We start from the raw sequence: 16,664 nt of genomic DNA, 5'->3' as shown, positions 1-16,664 counted from the left end.
GCTGATGCTCGCCGTGGGCGTCGAGCGCCTGGCCGAGCTGGTCGTCGCGAAGCGTCACGCGACCTGGGCGTTCGCACACGGCGGTGTCGAGACCGGGCAGCGCCACTACCCGCCCATGGTCGCCCTGCACACGGGTCTGCTCGTCGCCTGTCTGGTGGAGGTGCAGGTGGCCGACCGGCCCTTCCTGCCCGCGCTCGGCTGGACCGCGTTCGCCCTGGTCCTGGCCTCCCAGGGACTGCGCTGGTGGTGCATCGCGACGCTCGGCAACCTGTGGAACACCCGCATCATCGTGGTCCCCGGCGTCGCGCTCGTGCGGCGCGGGCCCTACCGGCTGCTCCGGCACCCCAACTACGTGGCCGTCGCCGTCGAGGGTGCCGCGCTGCCCCTCGTGCACACCGCCTGGGTCACGGCGCTGGCCTTCACGGTGCTCAACGCGATCCTGCTGCTCGGCTTCCGCATCCCCGCCGAGGAGCGCGCGCTGCGGTCCGTGGCGTCGCCGGCCCAGGCGCCCGTGTGAGCGGTGCCCGGACCCGACCGGACGTCGACGTCCTGGTGGCCGGGGGTGGGCCGGTCGGGCTCGCCGTGGCCATCGAGGCGCGTCTGGCGGGACTGCGGACGGTCGTCGTCGAGCCGCGCACCACGCCGATCGACAAGGCCTGCGGCGAGGGCCTGATGCCGGGCGCCGTGGCCGCGCTCGCGCGCCTCGGTGTGCACCCGGCGGGGCACCCGCTGACCGGGATCCGGTACCTCTCCGGCGACCGCGCGGCCGATCACCTCTTCACGGGCGCCACCGGCCTCGGAGTCCGGCGTACCGCGCTGCACCTCGCGCTGGCGATCCGGGCCGAGGAGCTCGGGGTGGAGGTGCTCGCCGGCAAGGTGGACACCGTCGCGCAGGACGCCGGGTCGGTCACAGCCGCCGGCATCCGCGCGGCGTGGCTGATGGCGTGCGACGGCCTGCACTCGACGGTCCGTCGCCAGCTCGGGCTCGACCGGCCGGCCAGGGCTGCGCACCGCCGCCGCTACGGCATCCGGCGCCACTACCGGGTGGCTCCGTGGACCGACCTGGTCGAGGTGCACTGGGGCCGGCACGTCGAGGCCTACGTGACACCGGTCGCCCCCGATGTCGTCGGCGTCGCCCTGCTCGGGCCGCCGCACCACGACTACGACCGAAGCCTCGACTCCTTCCCGGACCTGCGTCGGCACCTCGGCGCGGCACCGACCCTGGGACCGCCGCGCGGCGCCGGCCCGCTGCTCCAGCGGACCAGCGCGCGCACGGCCGGTCGCGTGCGGCTCGTCGGCGACGCGTCGGGCTACGTCGACGCGCTGACGGGTGAGGGGGTCCGCGTCGGGCTCGCCCAGGCGACCGCGGCCGTGCGCACGCTCGGACCCGACGTCGACCGCTCGTCGGCCGAGTACGAGAAGGCGTGGACCGCCGCCACCCGCGACTACCGGCTGATCACCAGCGGCCTGGTCGCGGCCGCCGGGTCGCCGCTGCGGCGCAGCATCGTGCCGCTCGCCGCCGCCGCGCCCGGCCTGTACGGCGGGATCGTCGAGCGCCTCGCCCGCTGACCGTCCGAGCCCCGCCGACTACCAGGGCACCGGGCCGGCCGCGTCCGTGAACGTCCCGGTCGGCGCTCCGGGCTCCACAGTGGCCGCCCGGACGGTCGCCTCGGCGCCCTGCTCCACGGTCTGCGGCCCGCGGAAGCCGTTCAGCCCGGTCGAGGTGTAGCCCGGGTCGACCGCGCTGACCTGGAAGCCGGTCAGCGCCTTGGCGTACTGCGACGTGATCATGTTGAGCGCGGCCTTGGACGACGGATACGTGATCGCGTGCAGCGTCGACTCGAACCGGGCCGAGTCCGTCGTGATCCCGAACGAGCCCATGCCGCTGGAGACGTTGACGATCCGGGGTTGCGACGAGCGGTCCAGCAGCGGCAGGAACGCGTGCGTGGTGCGCACCGGCCCGAGGACGTTCACACCGAAGACCGGCACGAAGTCCGCCGCGACGGTCTCCCGCGGTGGCAGGAAGCCGCCCGGGACGCCTGCGTTGTTGACCAGCACGTCGAGCCGGCCGGACTCCTGCTCGACGATGGCCGCGGCGGCCGCGACGGACGCGTCCTGGTAGACGTCGAGGGCGAGGACGCGGACGTCGCCGGGAATCTCGGCGGCGACGACCGCGCCCCGCTCGACGTCCCGCGCGCCGAGCCAGACGGTCCACCCGAGCGCGGCGAGGCGGCGCACGGTCTCGCGGCCGATGCCCTGGGTGGCGCCGGTGACCAGCGCGACGGTGGTGCTGGTGGTGGTCTCTGTTGTCATGCGTCCCACCCTGACCCGAGCGACACACGCGTACCAGGACGGGCGGACCCTAGGACCGGCGGTCCCAGGCTGCGCGTCCGCCCAGAGGGCATCCTGGGACCATGGACCGACCCGAGCTGGCACGCGTGCTCGTCCGAGCGCGTACCGCACTGACCCCGCAGGACGTCGGGCTGCCCGCCGGCGGCCGTCGCCGCGTCATCGGCCTCCGTCGCGAGGAGGTGGCGCAGCTGGCCGGCGTCAGCGTCGACTACGTGGTGCGCCTGGAGCAGGGGCGCGGGCCGCAGCCCTCCACCCAGGTTCTCGCGTCGCTCGCTCGCGCGCTGCGGCTGGACGACGATGCCCGCGACGAGCTGTTCCACCTGGCCGGCAGCCCGCCCCCGCTGCCGGGCCGCGTCGACGAGCACGTGCGCCCGAGCGTCCAGCGCCTGCTCGACCGGCTCTCCGACCTCCCGACCATGGTGCTGAGCGCGCGGGCCGACATCCTGGCCTGGAACGCGATGGCGTCTGCCCTGCTCGGCGACTGGTCGGTCGTCCCTCGTCGCCAGCGGAACACCACGTGGCAGAGGTTCCTCGGCACCCCCGACCCGCGGCGCAGTCGCGTGGCCATGTCGCAGGAGGAGCACGCCGAGACGGCGGCGCAGTCCGTGGCCAGCCTGCGCGCGACGGCGGCCCGCTACCCCGACGACCCCGGCGTCCGCGATCTCGTGTCCGAGCTGCGCCGAGGCAGCCCGGCGTTCGACGAGCTCTGGCGCACCGGCGGACCCGGTGCGTGGCGGATGACGCGCAAGACGATCGAGCACCCGAGCCTCGGGCCGATCACGCTCGACTGCGACTCGCTGCACGTGCTCGACTGCGACCAGACGGTGATCGTCTACTCCGCCGAGCCGGGCTCACCGGAGGCCGAGTCCCTCGCGCTCCTGCGGGTGCTGGGGACGCAGTGGATGGACGGCTCAGAACTCGAAGTCGGCCGGCCCGTCGGGTCGTAGCGCCCGCTCGATCCGCGTGCGCATCTCCTGCGACACGGGCGGCAGCGCGTCCAGGGCGAAGAACGCGGCCTCCGTGTTCTCGTCGTCCCCCGGCGTCGGCTCCCCCGACACCCACCGGAACCGGAAGGTCAGGTCGAGGTACTGGGCCCGGTCACCGTTCTCGTACTCCATCGGCGCCAGCGTGTTGACCCAGGCCAACCGCTCCGGCACAGCGACGACGGACGCCTCCTCCAGCACCTCGCGAGCCGCCGCGACGGCCGGCTGCTCGCCGGGGTCGATGATGCCGGTCACGGGCGTCCACGCCCCGGAGTCGGCGCGTCGCACCAGGAGCACCTCGGCACGCCCGGCCGGGCCGCGCAGGACGACGGCCGTCACGCCCGACAGCCAGAGGAGGTGGTGCCCGACACCGGCGCGCAGGTCGAGGACGAAGGGAGGGGTCGCCATGGGCAGATCCTAGGCAGGCCGCCGGGCGTGCCTCGCGGACCCGACGGGCTCGACGACCTGCCGCGTCGCGCGACGCAGATCACTCGCGCAGCGCTCCTGGACGACGCGGCAGACCCCCAGAGAGGGGACAATGGACGCTCCGCCGAGCACCGAAGGACCACTGCCGTGAACCAGCCCCGCATGAACGTCGAGTCGTTCAACCTCGACCACCGCACCGTCGTCGCGCCCTACGTCCGGCTCGCAGACACCAAGCGGCTCCCCGCCGGGGACGCGAGCAAGTACGACATCCGGTTCACGCAGCCGAACGTGGCCCACCTCGAGATGCCGACGGTGCACTCGCTCGAGCACCTGTTCGCGGAGCACTCCCGCAACCACTCCGACCGCGTGGTCGACTTCTCGCCGATGGGCTGCCAGACCGGGTTCTACCTGATCCTGCAGGGGGTCTGGACGTACGACGAGGTGCTCGACCTCGTGCAGGCCACGCTCGAGGACATCGTGACGGCGACCGAGGTCCCGGCCGCCAACGAGGTGCAGTGCGGCTGGGGTGCCAACCACACGCTCGAGGGCGCGCAGCAGGCCGCGGCCACGTTCCTGGCCGCCCGGGGCGAGTGGAGCACGGTGACCGCGTGATCGCCGTCGACGCGGTCGTCGTGACCGCCATGGCCGACGAGTCCGCACCCTTCATGGCGCGGGCGGACGTCGTCGGCGACCCCACGCAGATGGGCCACGCCGAGCACCGGCTGCTCACCGTCGGCGGCCGGCAGGTCCTGCTCGTGCAGTGCGGCATCGGCCTGGTCAACTCCGCCACGGCCGCCGCGGTGGCGATCCAGGGGACGCACCCGCGGGCGGTCGTCAGCGCGGGCACCGCCGGCGGCGTCGGTCTCGACGTCCGGGTGGGCGACGTCGTGGTCGGCTCCGAGTACGTCTACTCGGGCGCCGACGCCCGTGCGTTCGGTTACGACTCGGCCAGGTGCCGGGCATGCCCGAGGTGTACGAGGCGGAGCTGGTGCTCCACGAGGCGGCGCTCAGCGCGTCCGTCGACCTGCGTGTGCTGAGCGGCACCGTGCTCTCGGGCGACGCGTTCATCGACGCCACCCGCGTCGAGCGGATCCGGGCCGCGTTCCCGACGGCGGTCGCGATCGACATGGAGTCCGCGGCGCTCGCCCACACCGCACACCTCTACGGCGTGCCGTTCCTGTCGGTGCGGGGCATCTCCGACCTGTGCGGTCCCGTGGCGGGCACCGACTTCCTGACGCACGTCGACGACGCCGCCGACCGCTCGGCCACCGTCGTCCTCGAGGTCCTGCGGCGCCTGGCGGTCGGGGACATGGCGCACGCCCGCTGACCCGGGGTCCACACGGCACTGTCAGTGGTCGGTGGGACGGTAGGTCCATGGAGATCACCCGTCTGCAACCGGCCGGACTCGTGGTGAGCCCGGCGTTCAGCCACGTCGCGGTCGTGCCACCGGGTGCGACGACCATCTACGTCGGCGGCCAGAACGGCGTCGACGACACCGGCGCGGTCGTCTCGGCCGACGTCGCCGAGCAGTCGGTCCGCGCGGTGGAGAACGTGGGCATCGCCCTGGCGGCGGCCGGCGCGTCGCTCGCCGACGTCGTGCAGTGGACCGTGCTCATCGCCGCAGACGCCGACCTGCGCGCGGCCTACGGCGCGGTGGCGCCACGCCTCGCAGGGCCCGGAGCCCCTCCTCTGGTCACGGCGGCGGTCGTGGCCGGTCTCGGCGTCCCGGGCGCCCTCATCGAGGTGTCCGCGATCGCCGCGGTCGGACCGGCCTGAGCCCGTGCGCGAGTCGATCCGGTGCCGGCTGCGCGACGACGCGCGCGTGGTCGTCGACGTCAGGTCGACGGTCGCCGCTCGCCGTCGACCCGAGGTGGACGCCTGGCGACCCCGCGACTTCCCGCCACGCACTGTGCAGGCGGCGTCGGCGAGCGCGGTGCCGACGCGTGATCAGGTGGACGGATCGCGCAGCAGCTGACCTGTGGCGTTGCCGTACTCGGCCGGCGCGAACACGACGAGGACGTGGAGCTCGTCGACCACGTCGACGAACCGGTGCTCCTCCGACGCCGGCACGAACGCGACGGACCCCGGGGCCACGTCGACGGTCAGAGAGGGCGTCCAGAGCCTGGCACGGCCGCGCAGGACGACGTAGATCTCGTCTTCCGTGTGCGGCTGCTGGCTGTCGACCGCGCCCACGCCCAGCACGGCGGTCCCGACGCTCATCGACGGGACGCGCAGGTGCTCGACGTAGAACTGCGGACCGCCCGAGCTCGCCGTGTCGACCAGGTGCATGGGTTCATCCTGGTGCACCGACCGGTGTCCGGCCGAGCGTCGCGGCGGACGCGGACGGTCCCGACCGAGGATGATGCACCAGGTGAGCACATCGAGCATGACCTCCGCCGACCGCACCGAGACCGGTCGCCGGTTCCGGACCGCCCTGTTCGTCGACTTCGACAACGTCTACATCGGCCTGCAACGCCTCGACCCGACCGCCGCCGAGGCGTTCGCGACCGACCCGGCGCACTGGTTGAGCGAGCTGGAGAGCGGCACGGACTCGGAGGGCGACTTCACGCGCAAGTTCCTCATCCGCGCCTGCTACCTCAACCCCTCGCGCTTCGCGAACTTCCGGCCCAACTTCACGCGGGCGGGGTTCCAGGTGGTCGACTGCCCGTCGCTGACCCAGCAGGGCAAGAGCAGCGCGGACATCAACCTCGTGCTCGACGCCGTCGACGCGCTGGCCGCGCCCACGCGGTACGAGGAGTTCGTGATCGTCTCGGCCGACGCCGACTTCACTCCCCTGGCGCTGCGCTGCCGGGCGGCCGACCGTCGGGTCACGATCATGACCGCGAGCCCGGCCGCGGCGGCCTATCGCGCCGTCGCCGACCACGTCATCACCGCCGACGACCTGGCCGAGCTGGTCACCAGCACCGCGTCGACGCTCAACGTCGAGGCACCCCGGACGCCGCCGCCCGTGTCGTCGAAGGGACGCGGACGGCCGACGGACAAGGCTGAGAGGACCGGGAACGGCGGTGGCACCGGAGCCGCGGAGATCGCCGCCCCACCGGCCCCCGATCCCGGGACCGAGCCGGTCGTCGGCGCGAGCGAAGCGGCACGCAAGGCGATCCTGCAGCGCGTGCGCACGGCCGACCGACCGGTCACGCTCGGAGCCGTCGCGGGCGCCGCCCAGAAGGCCGACCCGACGCTCACCGGGTCCAGCTGGGGCGGCGCGGGCGGGTTCCTGCAGTGGCTGGCCCGCAACGTTCCCGAGGTCGCGTCGTCGCCGCGCCCCCCGGGCTACGTCTGGGACCCCAAGCGCTTCGGGGAGGCCGACCTGCCGGGCGCCGTCGCCGAGGCCGACAAGGACCCGAGCGCCCTGCAGCGCCAGGTCACGGCCGTCACGGACACGCCCGGGCTCAGCGAGACGAACTACCGGGTCCTGCTCACCGCGCTCGCCGCCGACCTGGCCGCACACCCCTTCGATCGTGCCGAGACCTCGCGTCGTGTGCGCAACGCGTGCCAGGAGGCCGGCGCGGCCGTGGGTCGCTCGACGGTCAACTTCGTCATCTCCGGGACCCTGTACGGCGGCGAGCAGCTGACGTCGAAGACGACGGCCAAGGACCTGGCGGCGGCCTGGGCCGACAACGTCGTGGGCCTGTGCCGCGGTGCGCGCATGGAGCTGAGCGCCGGCGACGTCGCGGCGATCCGTGAATGGGTGGGTGGCGGACTGCTCTCGTAGCGGCCCAGCGGGTCGGCAGCCCGGGTCGCTCAGCGGTCGTAGTCGAAGCGCAGGCGCATCCGGTCGCCGCGGAACACGATCGAGGTGTACTCGAACGGTCGGGAGAGGGCGTCGAACGTGACGTCCTGGAGCTGGAGCGCGGGCTGACCGCGTCGCATGCCGAGGTGACGAGCCTCGGCCGTGGTGACGGCGACCGCCTCGAGGTCCTCGCGCACGTGCTTCATGGGCAGGCCGTAGTGCTCCTCGAGCACCACGCACAGCTGGTTGGCGACGACGTCGTGGTCCGACAGCCCGGGCGCCAGCCGGGCCGGGACGTAGGAGCGGTGCAGGCTGATCGGCTCGCCCTGCACGGAGCGGACGCGGACGACGACGTACGTCTCCTCGTCATCGGCGAGCGACAGGCGTTCGCGCACTCCCGACGACGGCGTCTCCAATGACAAGGAGATGAGCCGGGTGGACGTCTCGTACCCCTGCGACTCCAGCTGCTCGCGCACCCCGCGGTACGCGGGCGACACGGTGCTGATCTTCGGCGTCGCCACGTAGGTGCCCTTGCCCGGCACCCGGACAAGGAGCCCGTCGCCGACGAGCTTGGTCAGCACGCCACGGACCGTCATGCGGCTGAGCCCGAACATCTTGTTGAGCTCGTTCTCCGACGGGATCCGCTGCCCCGGCGCCCACTGCCCGCCGACGATCCGCTCGTGCAGGATCTGCTCGAGCTGGACGTACAACGGGGTGGCGGAGTCGCGCTCCAGGACGTCGGTCATGGTGCACAGACTTTCACGGATCGCGCTGCGCTGGTCGTTCATGAGTAGACCTGTCTAGACTGCCGAAGGATCGGACATATCGGTCGGAGGCCAGATGATCGCGTCGACGTTGACGGTGACACGAGACGCCCGAGCGCGCGGTTTCGCCGTTCCCGCCGTCAACATCCTGGACGACCTGAGCCTGCGCGCGGTGATCGCGGCGGCCGTGCGGGCGCGGTCCCCCCTGATCGTCCAGGTGTCCGTGAAGACCGTCCGGTCCGTCGGCACGGACCTGATGACGACGACGTTCCGGTCGGCGGCCGAGCGCGCGGACGTGCCGGTGGCGCTGCACCTCGACCACTGCCCCGACCGGGCGGTGATCAGCGACGTCGTGCGGGCAGGTTGGTCGTCGGTGCTGTTCGACGCGTCCGACCGCTCCCTGGACGACGCCGAGCGCGAGACCGCCGAGGTCGTCGCCGAGGCGCACGCCCGCGGCGTCGACGTGGAGTCCGAGATCGAGAACATCGTGGGCGTCGAGGACGGCGTCGGCTCGGACGTGGCACTGCACTCCTACGACGTCGCGACGCTGGCGGCCGTCGCCGAGCGCACGGGCGTCGACCTCCTGGCACCGCAGCTGGGCACGGCCCACGGCGAGTACAAGGCCAGGCCGGTGCTGCGCCCGGACCGTGTCCGCGAGTCGCCGTACTCTCCGACCGCCCGATCGTCCTGCACGGCGGAACGGGTCTGTCCCGGGAGGACTTCCGCTCGTTCATCGAGGCCGGCGTCGCCAAGATCAACATCTCGACCGCCGTCAAGGTCGCGTACATGCGCTCCGCCGAGACGCACCTGGCGGGCGCGCGGGCGCGCGACAAGTGGGACCCGCCGAGCATGTTCCGGGACATCTCCGACGCGGTCACCAGCGCGATCGCCGAGTGCATCGACGAGTTCGGCTCGGCGGGCCGGGCATGAGCGCGCAGGAGCTGGGCGGGCAGGACCTGAGCGGGCAGGACCTGAGCGGGCAGGGCCCGCGCCAGCCGGGGACCAGGGCACTGATCTTCGACTGCGACGGCGTGCTGGCCGACACCGAGCGCGACGGGCACCTGCCCGCGTTCAACCAGACGTTCGCGGAGGCCGGGGTCCCCATCCACTGGTCCCAGGAGGAGTACGGGCACCTGCTCGCGATCGGCGGCGGCAAGGAGCGGCTGGCATCGGTGTTCACCCCCGTGTTCGTCGAGACCGCGGGGCTGCCCACCGAACCGGACGAGCAGAATGCGCTCATCGCCGCCTGGCACAAGACGAAGACCGCGCACTACACGGAGATGGTCGCGGCGGGCTTCCTGCCGGCGCGACCGGGCATCGCGCGGATCGTCGAGGAGGCGTCGGCGCGGGGCTGGCGGCTTGCGGTCGCATCGACGTCTGCGGAGCCGTCGGTGCGCGCCGTGCTCGAGCACGCCGTCGGCGTCGAGCGGGCACGGGACTTCGTGGTGTTCGCCGGTGACATCGTGCCGGCCAAGAAGCCGGCGCCGGACATCTACCTGCTCGCCCTCGAGCGCCTCGGCCTGGGGGCCGACGACGCGATCGTCGTCGAGGACAGCGCGAACGGCCTGCGGGCTGCGCTCGGTGCCGGTCTACGGACGGTCGTCACCGTGAGCAGCTACACCACCGACGAGGACTTCACCGGTGCCGCCCTCGTCGTCACGTCCCTGGGCGACCCCACCGAGCCGACGAAGGTCCTCGCGGACCCGCTCGGGCTCGATCCCACCGACGAGGTCCACCTGGGCGACCTCGAGAGAATCCTCACCGAGAGCGAGCGTCCCCGTGTCCCCTGAGGTCCCCCGTGTCGAGTCCGTCGTGCGCACCATCGCCGACACCTGCATCGAGAACGAGAAGTACTTCGGGGACCTCGACTCCGTCGTCGGCGACGGCGACTTCGGGTTCTCCCTGGCCCGCGGCTTCGAGAATGTCGTGGCGCAGTGGGACACGTTCGACCGGTCCGACGCCGGCACGTTCCTGCAGAAGGTCGCGATCGTGATGACCGGCCGGATCGGCGGCACGTCCGGACCGATCTGGGGCACCGCGTTCCTTCGGGCCGCCGCGGTGGTCAAGGGCAAGCCGGACGCGTCGGGTGAGGACGTCGTCGCCATGCTGCGCGCCGCCATCGAGGGCATCAAGGCGCGCGGCGGCGCCGACCTCGGCGAGAAGACGCTGCTCGACGCCCTCGCACCGATGGCCGACACGATCGAGGCGAACCTCGGGGCGGACCCGAAGGACGTCGCGACGAGGGCCGCACAGTCCGCGCGCGAGGCGGCCGAGGCGACGAAGAGCATGCAGGCCCGCCGCGGCCGCGCCTCCTACACCGGCGAACGCAGCATCGGCTCGGTGGACCCGGGCGCGATCGCGGTGGCCGTGCTGGCGGAGAAGGTCGCCGAGACCTGGTGACGCACACGTCCGCGCCCCGGGGGCGACGCGGCGACAAGAGACAGACGACACGACGATGTGTGGAGGCAGTACTGATGAAGAAGTTCGTGAACGACCCCAAGAACTTCGTCCCGGAGATGCTCAAGGGGATCGCTTTGGCCAACCCGGACACGCTGCGCTACGTGCCCGAGTACAACCTCATCATGCGGGCCGACGCCCCGAGCCACGACAAGGTCTCGATCGTCCAAGGATCGGGGTCGGGCCATGAGCCGGCGCACGTCATGGTCGTCGGCAAGGGCATGCTCGACGGTGCCTGTCCCGGAGACGTGTTCGCGGCGCCGCCGATGGAGTACGTGCTCGAGACCGCCAAGCTGCTCGCCTCCGAGAAGGGCGTCCTGCTGCTGGTCAACAACTACACGGGCGACAAGATGGCGTTCGAGATGGCCTCCGAGCTGGCCGAGGCCGAGGGCCTCAAGGTGAAGACCCTGTTCATCAACGACGACGTCGCCGTCAAGGACTCGACCTGGACGGTGGGCCGCCGCGGCGTGGCGGGCAACTTCTTCGTCATGAAGGCCGTGGGTGCGGCCTCCGAGGCAGGCGCGGACCTGGACGAGCTGGTGCGCATCGGCGAGAAGGTCAACTCGGTCACGCGGACCATGGGCATCGCGCTCACGGCGTGCACGCCGCCGGCCAAGGGCTCCCCGCTGTTCGAGCTCGGTGACGACGAGATGGAGATCGGTGTCGGCATCCACGGCGAGCCCGGTCGGCGTCGCGCGAAGCTGGTGTCCGCCGACGAGATCGTCGACGAGCTGCTGGGCGCCGTCGTCCCCGACCTGCCGTACTCGAGCGGCGACGAGGTCGCGCTGATGATCAACGGCCTGGGCGGCACGCCGATCAGCGAGCTGTACCTGCTGTACGGGTCGGCGCACGAGAAGCTGGCCGCCCAGGGCATCACGGTGGGCCGCAGCTACGTCGGCGAGTACTGCACGTCGCTCGACATGGCCGGCGCCTCGCTGACTCTGGTGAAGCTCGACGACGAGATCAAGCAGCTGCTGCTCGCACCCGCGGAGATCGCCGACCACGTGTTCTGAGGGGCTCCCGCAGGCGGATCGACCGGGTGGCACGGACCTGGCCGAACCGGGGGGGAAGGGTCGCGCGCGGCGCTGCGCGCGACCCTTCCTTACCGGTACACCTTGCGCGGAGATGTCCGAGTCGGCATGCTCTACCCCAGGCGGTGGGAGCGCTCCCCCGCCCTTCACGAGAACGTTCATCCGACAACGACGTAGGAGAACTCCGTGCCTCATCCCCTGGTACGAACGCGCCCGAAAGTGCTCGCGGCCGGCGCCGTGGTAGCGCTCTCACTCGGCCTGTCCCTCGGCCTGACCACCCCCGCCAGCGCCCACCAGTCGCAACCCGCACCGCCCGCGACCCGGCTGTTCACGCCCCCGCCGGACAAGGGCGCGGTCCAGCAGATCGCCAAGCTGGTCACCACGCACCAGTGGTCCGACGCCCTGGCGCTGACCAAGATGGCGGCCACGCCCCAGGCCGTCTGGTTCACCAAGGGCACCCCCGCCGAGGTGAAGAAGTCCGTCCAGACGACCATGCTCCAGGCCAAGCTCACGCACACGATCCCGGTGCTCGTCGCGTACAACCTCCCCTACCGCGACTGTGCGCAGTACTCCGCGGGCGGCGCCGCCGACACGGCGAGCTACCTGGCATGGATCGACGGCTTCGCGGCCGGCATCGGCTCCGGGCAGGCGATCGTCCTGCTCGAGCCCGACGGCCTGGGCATCATCCCCTGGTACACCGCCAACACCGGAGCGCAGGAGTGGTGCCAGCCGGCGTCGCTCAACCCGGCGACCGCGGCCTCCGACCGGTTCACCCAGGTGAACGGCGCGGTCGACCGCCTCACCACGCTGACCAACACGAAGGTCTACCTCGACGGCACGCACAGCGGCTGGCTCGGCGTGGGCGACATCTCCGACCGGCTGCACAAGGCCGGCGTCGAGAAGGCCGACGGCTTCTTCCTCGACGTGTCCAACTATGAGCTCAGCGACCACCAGGCGAAGTACGCGTCGTGGATCTCGCAGTGCCTCTGGTACGGCACCAACACGGCCGAGGGCGGCTGGCGCGTGGGTCACTTCGACTACTGCGGGAGCCAGTACTACCCCGCCACGCCCGGCGACTTCAGCACGTGGGGCCTGACCGACCAGTGGTACACGAACAACGTGACCAACGCGCCCAACCCGCCCAGCAGCCCGGCCGTGCTCAAGCACGCGGTGATCGACACGAGCCGCAACGGCCAGGGACCGTGGACCGCCCCGGCCGGCAGCCCCGCCGGTGACCCGCAGGTCTGGTGCAACCCGCCCGGCCGCGGCCTCGGCCTCACGCCGACGCTGACCACCGGCAACCCGTACGTCGACGCCTACCTCTGGGTGAAGATCCCGGGCGAGTCCGACGGCCAGTGCACGCGCTGGGCGCCCGACGGCGGGATCGATCCCGTCCGCGGCTACGCCGACCCGGCAGCCGGCGACTGGTTCCCGCAGATGGCGCTCGAGCTCGTGCACAACGCGAGCCCGAGCCTGTAGGCGGCCCGTCGGACGTGGCTGACCGGGGCGGCACATCGCGTCGCCCCGGTCGGCCGGACGTCCACCGTGCGAACGGTCAGCCGAACCACTCGAGCAGGAGCAGGCAGACGTCGTCGCGGTCGTCGCCCGTGTGCACCAACAGCTCGCTGACCAGGTCGGGCAGCGGGCGTCGCGACGAGTCGAGCGTCGCGGCCAACGACCCGAGCCCACCGTCGAGCGGGCGGTCCCGGCGCTCGACCAGGCCGTCCGTGTAGAGCGCGAGCCGGTCCCCAGCACCCAGTGACACGGTCGCCTGGAGACGGGTCCGGCCCGGGAACCCCAGCGGCATCGAGCGGCCGTCCCACAAGAACCGGGGCGCGCCCGCACCGAGCAGCAGGGGCGGCAGGTGGCCGGCGCACGCGTACGTGACAACGCCGGTGGCGAGCGCCACCTCGACATAGGCCGTCGTCGCCATGAACCCGGCCCCGGTCTGCTCCACGAACCGGTCGAGCCGCGACAGCAGACGCGCAGGGCCGACGCCCGGCTCGGCCAGTGCCCGGATGGCGCTGCGCAGCCGACCCATGTCGGTCGCCGCACGCAGCCCACGCCCGACCACGTCGCCCACGACGAGCGCGAGCGTGCCGTCGTCGACGAGGAACGCGTCGTACCAGTCGCCGCCCACCTCGAGGGCCTGCACGCCGGGCCGGTACTCAGTCGTGACCACGAACCGGTCGTCGTCGAGCCGGGGCATGGTCAGCAGCGCGCGCTGCAGCTCGTGCGCGACGGAGGTCTTCTGGTCCAGGCTCACCTCGGCCGCCGCGCGGGCCGACCGGAGTTCCCGCTCGTACCGCGCTCGCTCGGTCGCGCCGGACAGGGCGACGTCGACCGAACCGTCCGACGGCCGGACGACAGCGGACATGAGCACCGGGAACCGCCCGGACGGACCGCGCAGCTCGACCGCGACCTCGTCGACCCGGTCCTGCATGTGCAGGAGCGGCGACAGGTGCGTCTCCCAGTAGATGCGCCCGCCGGCGGAGAGCAGATCGCTGAGCCGGATGCGGCCGATCACGTCGTCCGCGTCGCGCCCGACCCAGGAGAGCAGCACGCGGTTCGCGTCGGCTATCAGTCCGTCCCGGTCCAGCCGCAGGAGCGCGACCGGCGCGACGTCCCACGCTTCGGCGCGGTCGTTCATGGTGCCAGGTACGCGGTCATGGCCTCGACCAGCGCGACCGGGGCGCTGAGGTTCGGGCAGTGGCCGACCGCGTCGATGAGCACGAAATCGCTGCCGGCCAGGTGCTCGTGAACGTAGCGGCCGACCTCCTGCGGGGCGATCACGTCCTCGCGGCACTGCACCACGAGCGACGGGGTGGTCACGGCGGCCAGGTCGGCGCGGTTGTCGGACAGGAACGTGGTCCGCGCGAACCGCTTGGCGATCGTCGGGTCGGTGCGGCAGAAGGAGTTGATCAGCCTCCCCCAGCTCGGGGCGGCCGGGGTTGCCCATGATGACGGGCGCGATGAAGGCCGACCAGCCGAGGTAGTTGGCGTCCATCGTCTCGAGCAGCTCCTCGATCTCGGCCGCCGTGAACCCGCCGCGGTAGCCGTCGTCGTCGACGTAGCGAGGACTGGGCCCGACGAGCACGAGGCGCTCGAACAGGTCCGGCCGCCGCACGCCGGCCAGGAGCCCGATCATGGCGCTGACCGAGTGGCCGACGAAGACGACCGGCCCGAGGTCGAGGGCCTCGATGATCTCTAGGACGTCCTGGGCGTACCCGTCGAGCGTGGCGTACCGGGTGGCGTCGTACGCGGCCAGGTCCGAGCCACCTGCGCCCACGTGGTCGAAGACGACGACGCGGTGGGTCTGCTCGAAGGCCGGCGCGACGAACCGCCACATCGACTTGTCGCACCCGAACCCGTGGGCGAACACCATCGGCGGCGCGCCGGCCGGCCCGGTGACGACGACGTTGTTCCTGGCGAGGACGTTCATGGTGCTGAGGTTAGACGCGCGCCCCCGGCGATCCGGTCGACGACGAGCTCCGGCACCGCGTCGTCGTCGCCGCCGACCGACCGCTCAGGGAAGTCGAACACCGCGAGCATCAGCTGCACGGGATAGGTCGGCGGCCGCGGGCTGGTACGCACGAGCGAGTCGTCGACGAAGAACGACGCCTCCTGCTCCGACCAGTCGACCGTGTACGTGTGGAACGCCGCGACGTCGATCGGCAACCGGGGCGCCACGAAGTCCTCGGTGACGTCCGGGTCGCGGAACGCGTGCAGACCCATCCCCACGGCGGCGGAAGCACCCATGTCGACCGCGTCGCCGAAGACCTCCATGACGCAGATCTCCGCCGACCGCTCGGGATGGTCCTCGAGACCGACCATCCACAACGCCACCATCGAGCGGGGACTGATCACGGCCCGCGCTCGCATCTCGACCCGCCCGCTAGACGGCGTCCAACCCAAGAACGGCTCCTGCTCCTCACGCACGACGAGCCCCGGACGGTAGGGCTGCTGCCCCTCCGTGCCGCCTACGGGCCCGGAGCGGTTGGCCGTCTGCAGACCCGACACCCGGGTGGGCGGGCGATGGTCGTCGGCGCACCAGCGCCCCTGGGAAGGCGGGATCGACAGATGCAGGCAGGAGTCACGGATCGCGAACGTGGCGGCGGTCTGCGCGCGGGAACTCCAGGCGGGGAGGTAGTGCGGGAACCAGAGGTCGCGGTCGAGGTCGGGTGCGTCGAAGTCGTCGACGACCCATCCGTGCGTAGCGTCGGCCACGAACCCATTGTCGTCCGGCAGTCCCGAACCAGCACGAGATGAGTCCCATGCGCACCGTTCCCGGCTGGGCGCTCGCGTCCGCGATCGCCGCTCCTGCCGGGATGATCGGCGGCTGGACGCTGGCCGCGGCCCGTCAGCCGTCGTTCGACCCGACGCGCGAGACGATCAGCGCTCTCGCCGCGACGAGCGCGACGGATGCGTGGGTGATGACCGCCGGGTTGGCACTGACCGGCGTCGCGCACCTCGTCACGGCCGCTGGCCTGCGCCCGGTCCCCCGCGCCGGCCGGCTGCTGCTGGCGCTCGGCGGTGCCGCGACCCTCGCGGTCGCCGTCTTCCCCTCGGACGCGGCCAGTCAGGCCCACGGCACCGCGGCGACGATCGGCTTCGTGGCCCTCGCCCTCTGGCCCGCCCTCTCGGCGCGACGAGGGTCGGGAATCCTGCGACCGGCGGTCCAAGTGACCGCATCGGCAGCACTCGTCGGCCTGCTGGGCGCGTTCGGCGCGGAGCTGGCGCGCGGCGGTGACGCGATCGGGCTCACGGAGCGTGCGCTCGCCGGTGCTCAGGCGCTGTGGCCGCTGGTCGTCGTCGTGGCTCTGCGCCGGTCGGCGCCCGAAAGCTGACCGCCGGCCCTGACGCCCTGGCCTGAAGTTCCCGGTCGTTCGACGGCCGCGAC

18 protein-coding genes and 2 pseudogenes are annotated in these 16,664 nt (G+C 72.4%); 14 read left to right on the top strand and 6 right to left on the bottom strand.

The features are described from left to right. Window positions 1–4 precede the first annotated feature (4 nt). Together AC38ZX_RS06635 and AC38ZX_RS06630 are read left to right on the top strand one after the other, a co-directional pair. A complete protein-coding gene (locus AC38ZX_RS06635; RefSeq protein WP_491297325.1) occupies window positions 5–517 on the top strand; it encodes an isoprenylcysteine carboxyl methyltransferase family protein in 513 nt (170 codons plus the stop codon). Beyond that, window positions 514–1,569 carry an NAD(P)/FAD-dependent oxidoreductase gene (locus AC38ZX_RS06630; protein WP_426595062.1) on the top strand — a complete coding sequence of 352 codons (1,056 nt, stop codon included), beginning with the start codon at window positions 514–516 and terminating at the stop codon, window positions 1,567–1,569. The genes AC38ZX_RS06635 and AC38ZX_RS06630 overlap by 4 nt, the downstream gene beginning before the upstream one ends. An 18-nt stretch (window positions 1,570–1,587) precedes the next feature. Here AC38ZX_RS06630 and AC38ZX_RS06625 read toward each other — a convergent pair whose 3' ends face one another. Continuing rightward, complete coding sequence (locus AC38ZX_RS06625) at window positions 1,588–2,313, bottom strand: SDR family NAD(P)-dependent oxidoreductase (RefSeq protein WP_426595061.1); 726 nt, start codon at window positions 2,311–2,313, stop codon at window positions 1,588–1,590. 101 nt (window positions 2,314–2,414) lie between these two features. Between AC38ZX_RS06625 and AC38ZX_RS06620 the strand changes: the two genes are divergently transcribed. Then, window positions 2,415–3,299 (top strand): helix-turn-helix transcriptional regulator, encoded by an 885-nt coding sequence (locus AC38ZX_RS06620; RefSeq protein WP_491296781.1) that lies wholly within the window; start codon window positions 2,415–2,417, stop codon window positions 3,297–3,299. Here the strand turns inward: AC38ZX_RS06620 and AC38ZX_RS06615 are convergent. Next, on the bottom strand, window positions 3,264–3,743 hold the full coding sequence (locus tag AC38ZX_RS06615; RefSeq protein WP_426595059.1) for an NUDIX hydrolase: 480 nt from the start codon (window positions 3,741–3,743) through the stop codon (window positions 3,264–3,266). The genes AC38ZX_RS06620 and AC38ZX_RS06615 overlap by 36 nt on opposite strands. A gap of 180 nt (window positions 3,744–3,923) precedes the next feature. Here AC38ZX_RS06615 and AC38ZX_RS06610 point away from each other — a divergent pair, with 180 nt between their 5' ends. The 3 genes and pseudogenes from AC38ZX_RS06610 to AC38ZX_RS06600 all read left to right on the top strand — a co-directional run bounded on the left by AC38ZX_RS06610 (window position 3,924) and on the right by AC38ZX_RS06600 (window position 5,537). Then, complete coding sequence (locus AC38ZX_RS06610) at window positions 3,924–4,373, top strand: S-ribosylhomocysteine lyase (RefSeq protein ID WP_491297324.1); 450 nt, start codon at window positions 3,924–3,926, stop codon at window positions 4,371–4,373. A gap of 29 nt (window positions 4,374–4,402) precedes the next feature. Continuing rightward, a pseudogene (gene mtnN, locus AC38ZX_RS06605) lies at window positions 4,403–5,088 on the top strand (5'-methylthioadenosine/S-adenosylhomocysteine nucleosidase). 47 nt (window positions 5,089–5,135) lie between these two features. After that, window positions 5,136–5,537, top strand: coding sequence for a RidA family protein (locus AC38ZX_RS06600; protein ID WP_426595057.1), 402 nt, complete (start codon window positions 5,136–5,138; stop codon window positions 5,535–5,537). A 171-nt stretch (window positions 5,538–5,708) separates the two neighbouring features. Here AC38ZX_RS06600 and AC38ZX_RS06595 read toward each other — a convergent pair whose 3' ends face one another. Continuing rightward, the gene (locus AC38ZX_RS06595) at window positions 5,709–6,050 is read right to left on the bottom strand and encodes a cupin domain-containing protein (protein ID WP_426595056.1); all 342 of its coding nucleotides are present in this window, start codon (window positions 6,048–6,050) and stop codon (window positions 5,709–5,711) included. 82 nt (window positions 6,051–6,132) lie between these two features. Between AC38ZX_RS06595 and AC38ZX_RS06590 the strand changes: the two genes are divergently transcribed. Continuing rightward, window positions 6,133–7,494, top strand: a complete 1,362-nt coding sequence (locus tag AC38ZX_RS06590) for an NYN domain-containing protein (RefSeq protein ID WP_426595055.1) — start codon at window positions 6,133–6,135, stop codon at window positions 7,492–7,494. Between the two features lie 29 nt (window positions 7,495–7,523). Here the strand turns inward: AC38ZX_RS06590 and AC38ZX_RS06585 are convergent, their stop codons facing one another. Then, entirely contained in the window at window positions 7,524–8,300 is a 777-nt protein-coding gene (locus AC38ZX_RS06585; RefSeq protein WP_491296780.1) for a GntR family transcriptional regulator, read from the bottom strand. Between the two features lie 52 nt (window positions 8,301–8,352). On the opposite strand from AC38ZX_RS06585, the pseudogene AC38ZX_RS06580 reads away from it, so the two are divergent. The 6 genes and pseudogenes from AC38ZX_RS06580 to AC38ZX_RS06555 all read left to right on the top strand — a co-directional run. Further along, window positions 8,353–8,874, top strand: a pseudogene (locus AC38ZX_RS06580) (class II fructose-bisphosphate aldolase); the annotation flags it as partial. Between the two features lie 83 nt (window positions 8,875–8,957). Then, a complete protein-coding gene (locus AC38ZX_RS06575) occupies window positions 8,958–9,206 on the top strand; it encodes a class II fructose-bisphosphate aldolase (protein WP_491297323.1) in 249 nt (82 codons plus the stop codon). Continuing rightward, a complete protein-coding gene (locus AC38ZX_RS06570) occupies window positions 9,203–10,066 on the top strand; it encodes an HAD-IA family hydrolase (RefSeq protein ID WP_491296778.1) in 864 nt (287 codons plus the stop codon). The genes AC38ZX_RS06575 and AC38ZX_RS06570 overlap by 4 nt, the downstream gene beginning before the upstream one ends. Before the next feature lie 22 nt (window positions 10,067–10,088). Continuing rightward, window positions 10,089–10,676 (top strand): dihydroxyacetone kinase subunit DhaL, encoded by a 588-nt coding sequence (gene dhaL / locus AC38ZX_RS06565; protein ID WP_491296777.1) that lies wholly within the window; start codon window positions 10,089–10,091, stop codon window positions 10,674–10,676. A gap of 74 nt (window positions 10,677–10,750) precedes the next feature. After that, complete coding sequence (gene dhaK, locus AC38ZX_RS06560) at window positions 10,751–11,746, top strand: dihydroxyacetone kinase subunit DhaK (protein WP_491296776.1); 996 nt, start codon at window positions 10,751–10,753, stop codon at window positions 11,744–11,746. A 204-nt stretch (window positions 11,747–11,950) separates the two neighbouring features. Next, on the top strand, window positions 11,951–13,243 hold the full coding sequence (locus AC38ZX_RS06555) for a glycoside hydrolase family 6 protein (RefSeq protein ID WP_491296775.1): 1,293 nt from the start codon (window positions 11,951–11,953) through the stop codon (window positions 13,241–13,243). A 76-nt stretch (window positions 13,244–13,319) separates the two neighbouring features. Here the strand turns inward: AC38ZX_RS06555 and AC38ZX_RS06550 are convergent, their stop codons facing one another. Further along, window positions 13,320–15,206 (bottom strand): alpha/beta fold hydrolase, encoded by a 1,887-nt coding sequence (locus AC38ZX_RS06550; protein WP_491296773.1) that lies wholly within the window; start codon window positions 15,204–15,206, stop codon window positions 13,320–13,322. Further along, window positions 15,203–15,991 carry a glycoside hydrolase family 16 protein gene (locus tag AC38ZX_RS06545; protein WP_491296772.1) on the bottom strand — a complete coding sequence of 263 codons (789 nt, stop codon included), beginning with the start codon at window positions 15,989–15,991 and terminating at the stop codon, window positions 15,203–15,205. The genes AC38ZX_RS06550 and AC38ZX_RS06545 overlap by 4 nt, the downstream gene beginning before the upstream one ends. A gap of 47 nt (window positions 15,992–16,038) precedes the next feature. Between AC38ZX_RS06545 and AC38ZX_RS06540 the strand changes: the two genes are divergently transcribed. Continuing rightward, on the top strand, window positions 16,039–16,611 hold the full coding sequence (locus AC38ZX_RS06540) for a DUF998 domain-containing protein (protein WP_426595045.1): 573 nt from the start codon (window positions 16,039–16,041) through the stop codon (window positions 16,609–16,611). Window positions 16,612–16,664: the final 53 nt, after the last annotated feature.

The organism is Cellulomonas sp. McL0606 (assembly GCF_058248365.1).
This window is presented reverse-complemented; position numbering and strand designations above follow the sequence as displayed.

What these genes read in the sequence shown, in the direction of transcription:
- AC38ZX_RS06635 (WP_491297325.1), top strand. Translation starts at nt 5, where the DNA reads ATGCTCGCCGTGGGCGTCGAGCGCCTGGCCGAGCTGGTCGTCGCGAAG.
- AC38ZX_RS06625 (WP_426595061.1), bottom strand. Translation starts at nt 2,313, where the DNA reads ATGACAACAGAGACCACCACCAGCACCACCGTCGCGCTGGTCACCGGC.
- AC38ZX_RS06620 (WP_491296781.1), top strand. Translation starts at nt 2,415, where the DNA reads ATGGACCGACCCGAGCTGGCACGCGTGCTCGTCCGAGCGCGTACCGCA.
- AC38ZX_RS06615 (WP_426595059.1), bottom strand. Translation starts at nt 3,743, where the DNA reads ATGGCGACCCCTCCCTTCGTCCTCGACCTGCGCGCCGGTGTCGGGCAC.
- AC38ZX_RS06610 (WP_491297324.1), top strand. Translation starts at nt 3,924, where the DNA reads ATGAACGTCGAGTCGTTCAACCTCGACCACCGCACCGTCGTCGCGCCC.
- AC38ZX_RS06600 (WP_426595057.1), top strand. Translation starts at nt 5,136, where the DNA reads ATGGAGATCACCCGTCTGCAACCGGCCGGACTCGTGGTGAGCCCGGCG.
- AC38ZX_RS06595 (WP_426595056.1), bottom strand. Translation starts at nt 6,050, where the DNA reads ATGCACCTGGTCGACACGGCGAGCTCGGGCGGTCCGCAGTTCTACGTC.
- AC38ZX_RS06585 (WP_491296780.1), bottom strand. Translation starts at nt 8,300, where the DNA reads ATGAACGACCAGCGCAGCGCGATCCGTGAAAGTCTGTGCACCATGACC.
- AC38ZX_RS06570 (WP_491296778.1), top strand. Translation starts at nt 9,203, where the DNA reads ATGAGCGCGCAGGAGCTGGGCGGGCAGGACCTGAGCGGGCAGGACCTG.
- dhaK (WP_491296776.1), top strand. Translation starts at nt 10,751, where the DNA reads ATGAAGAAGTTCGTGAACGACCCCAAGAACTTCGTCCCGGAGATGCTC.
- AC38ZX_RS06550 (WP_491296773.1), bottom strand. Translation starts at nt 15,206, where the DNA reads ATGAACGTCCTCGCCAGGAACAACGTCGTCGTCACCGGGCCGGCCGGC.
- AC38ZX_RS06540 (WP_426595045.1), top strand. Translation starts at nt 16,039, where the DNA reads ATGCGCACCGTTCCCGGCTGGGCGCTCGCGTCCGCGATCGCCGCTCCT.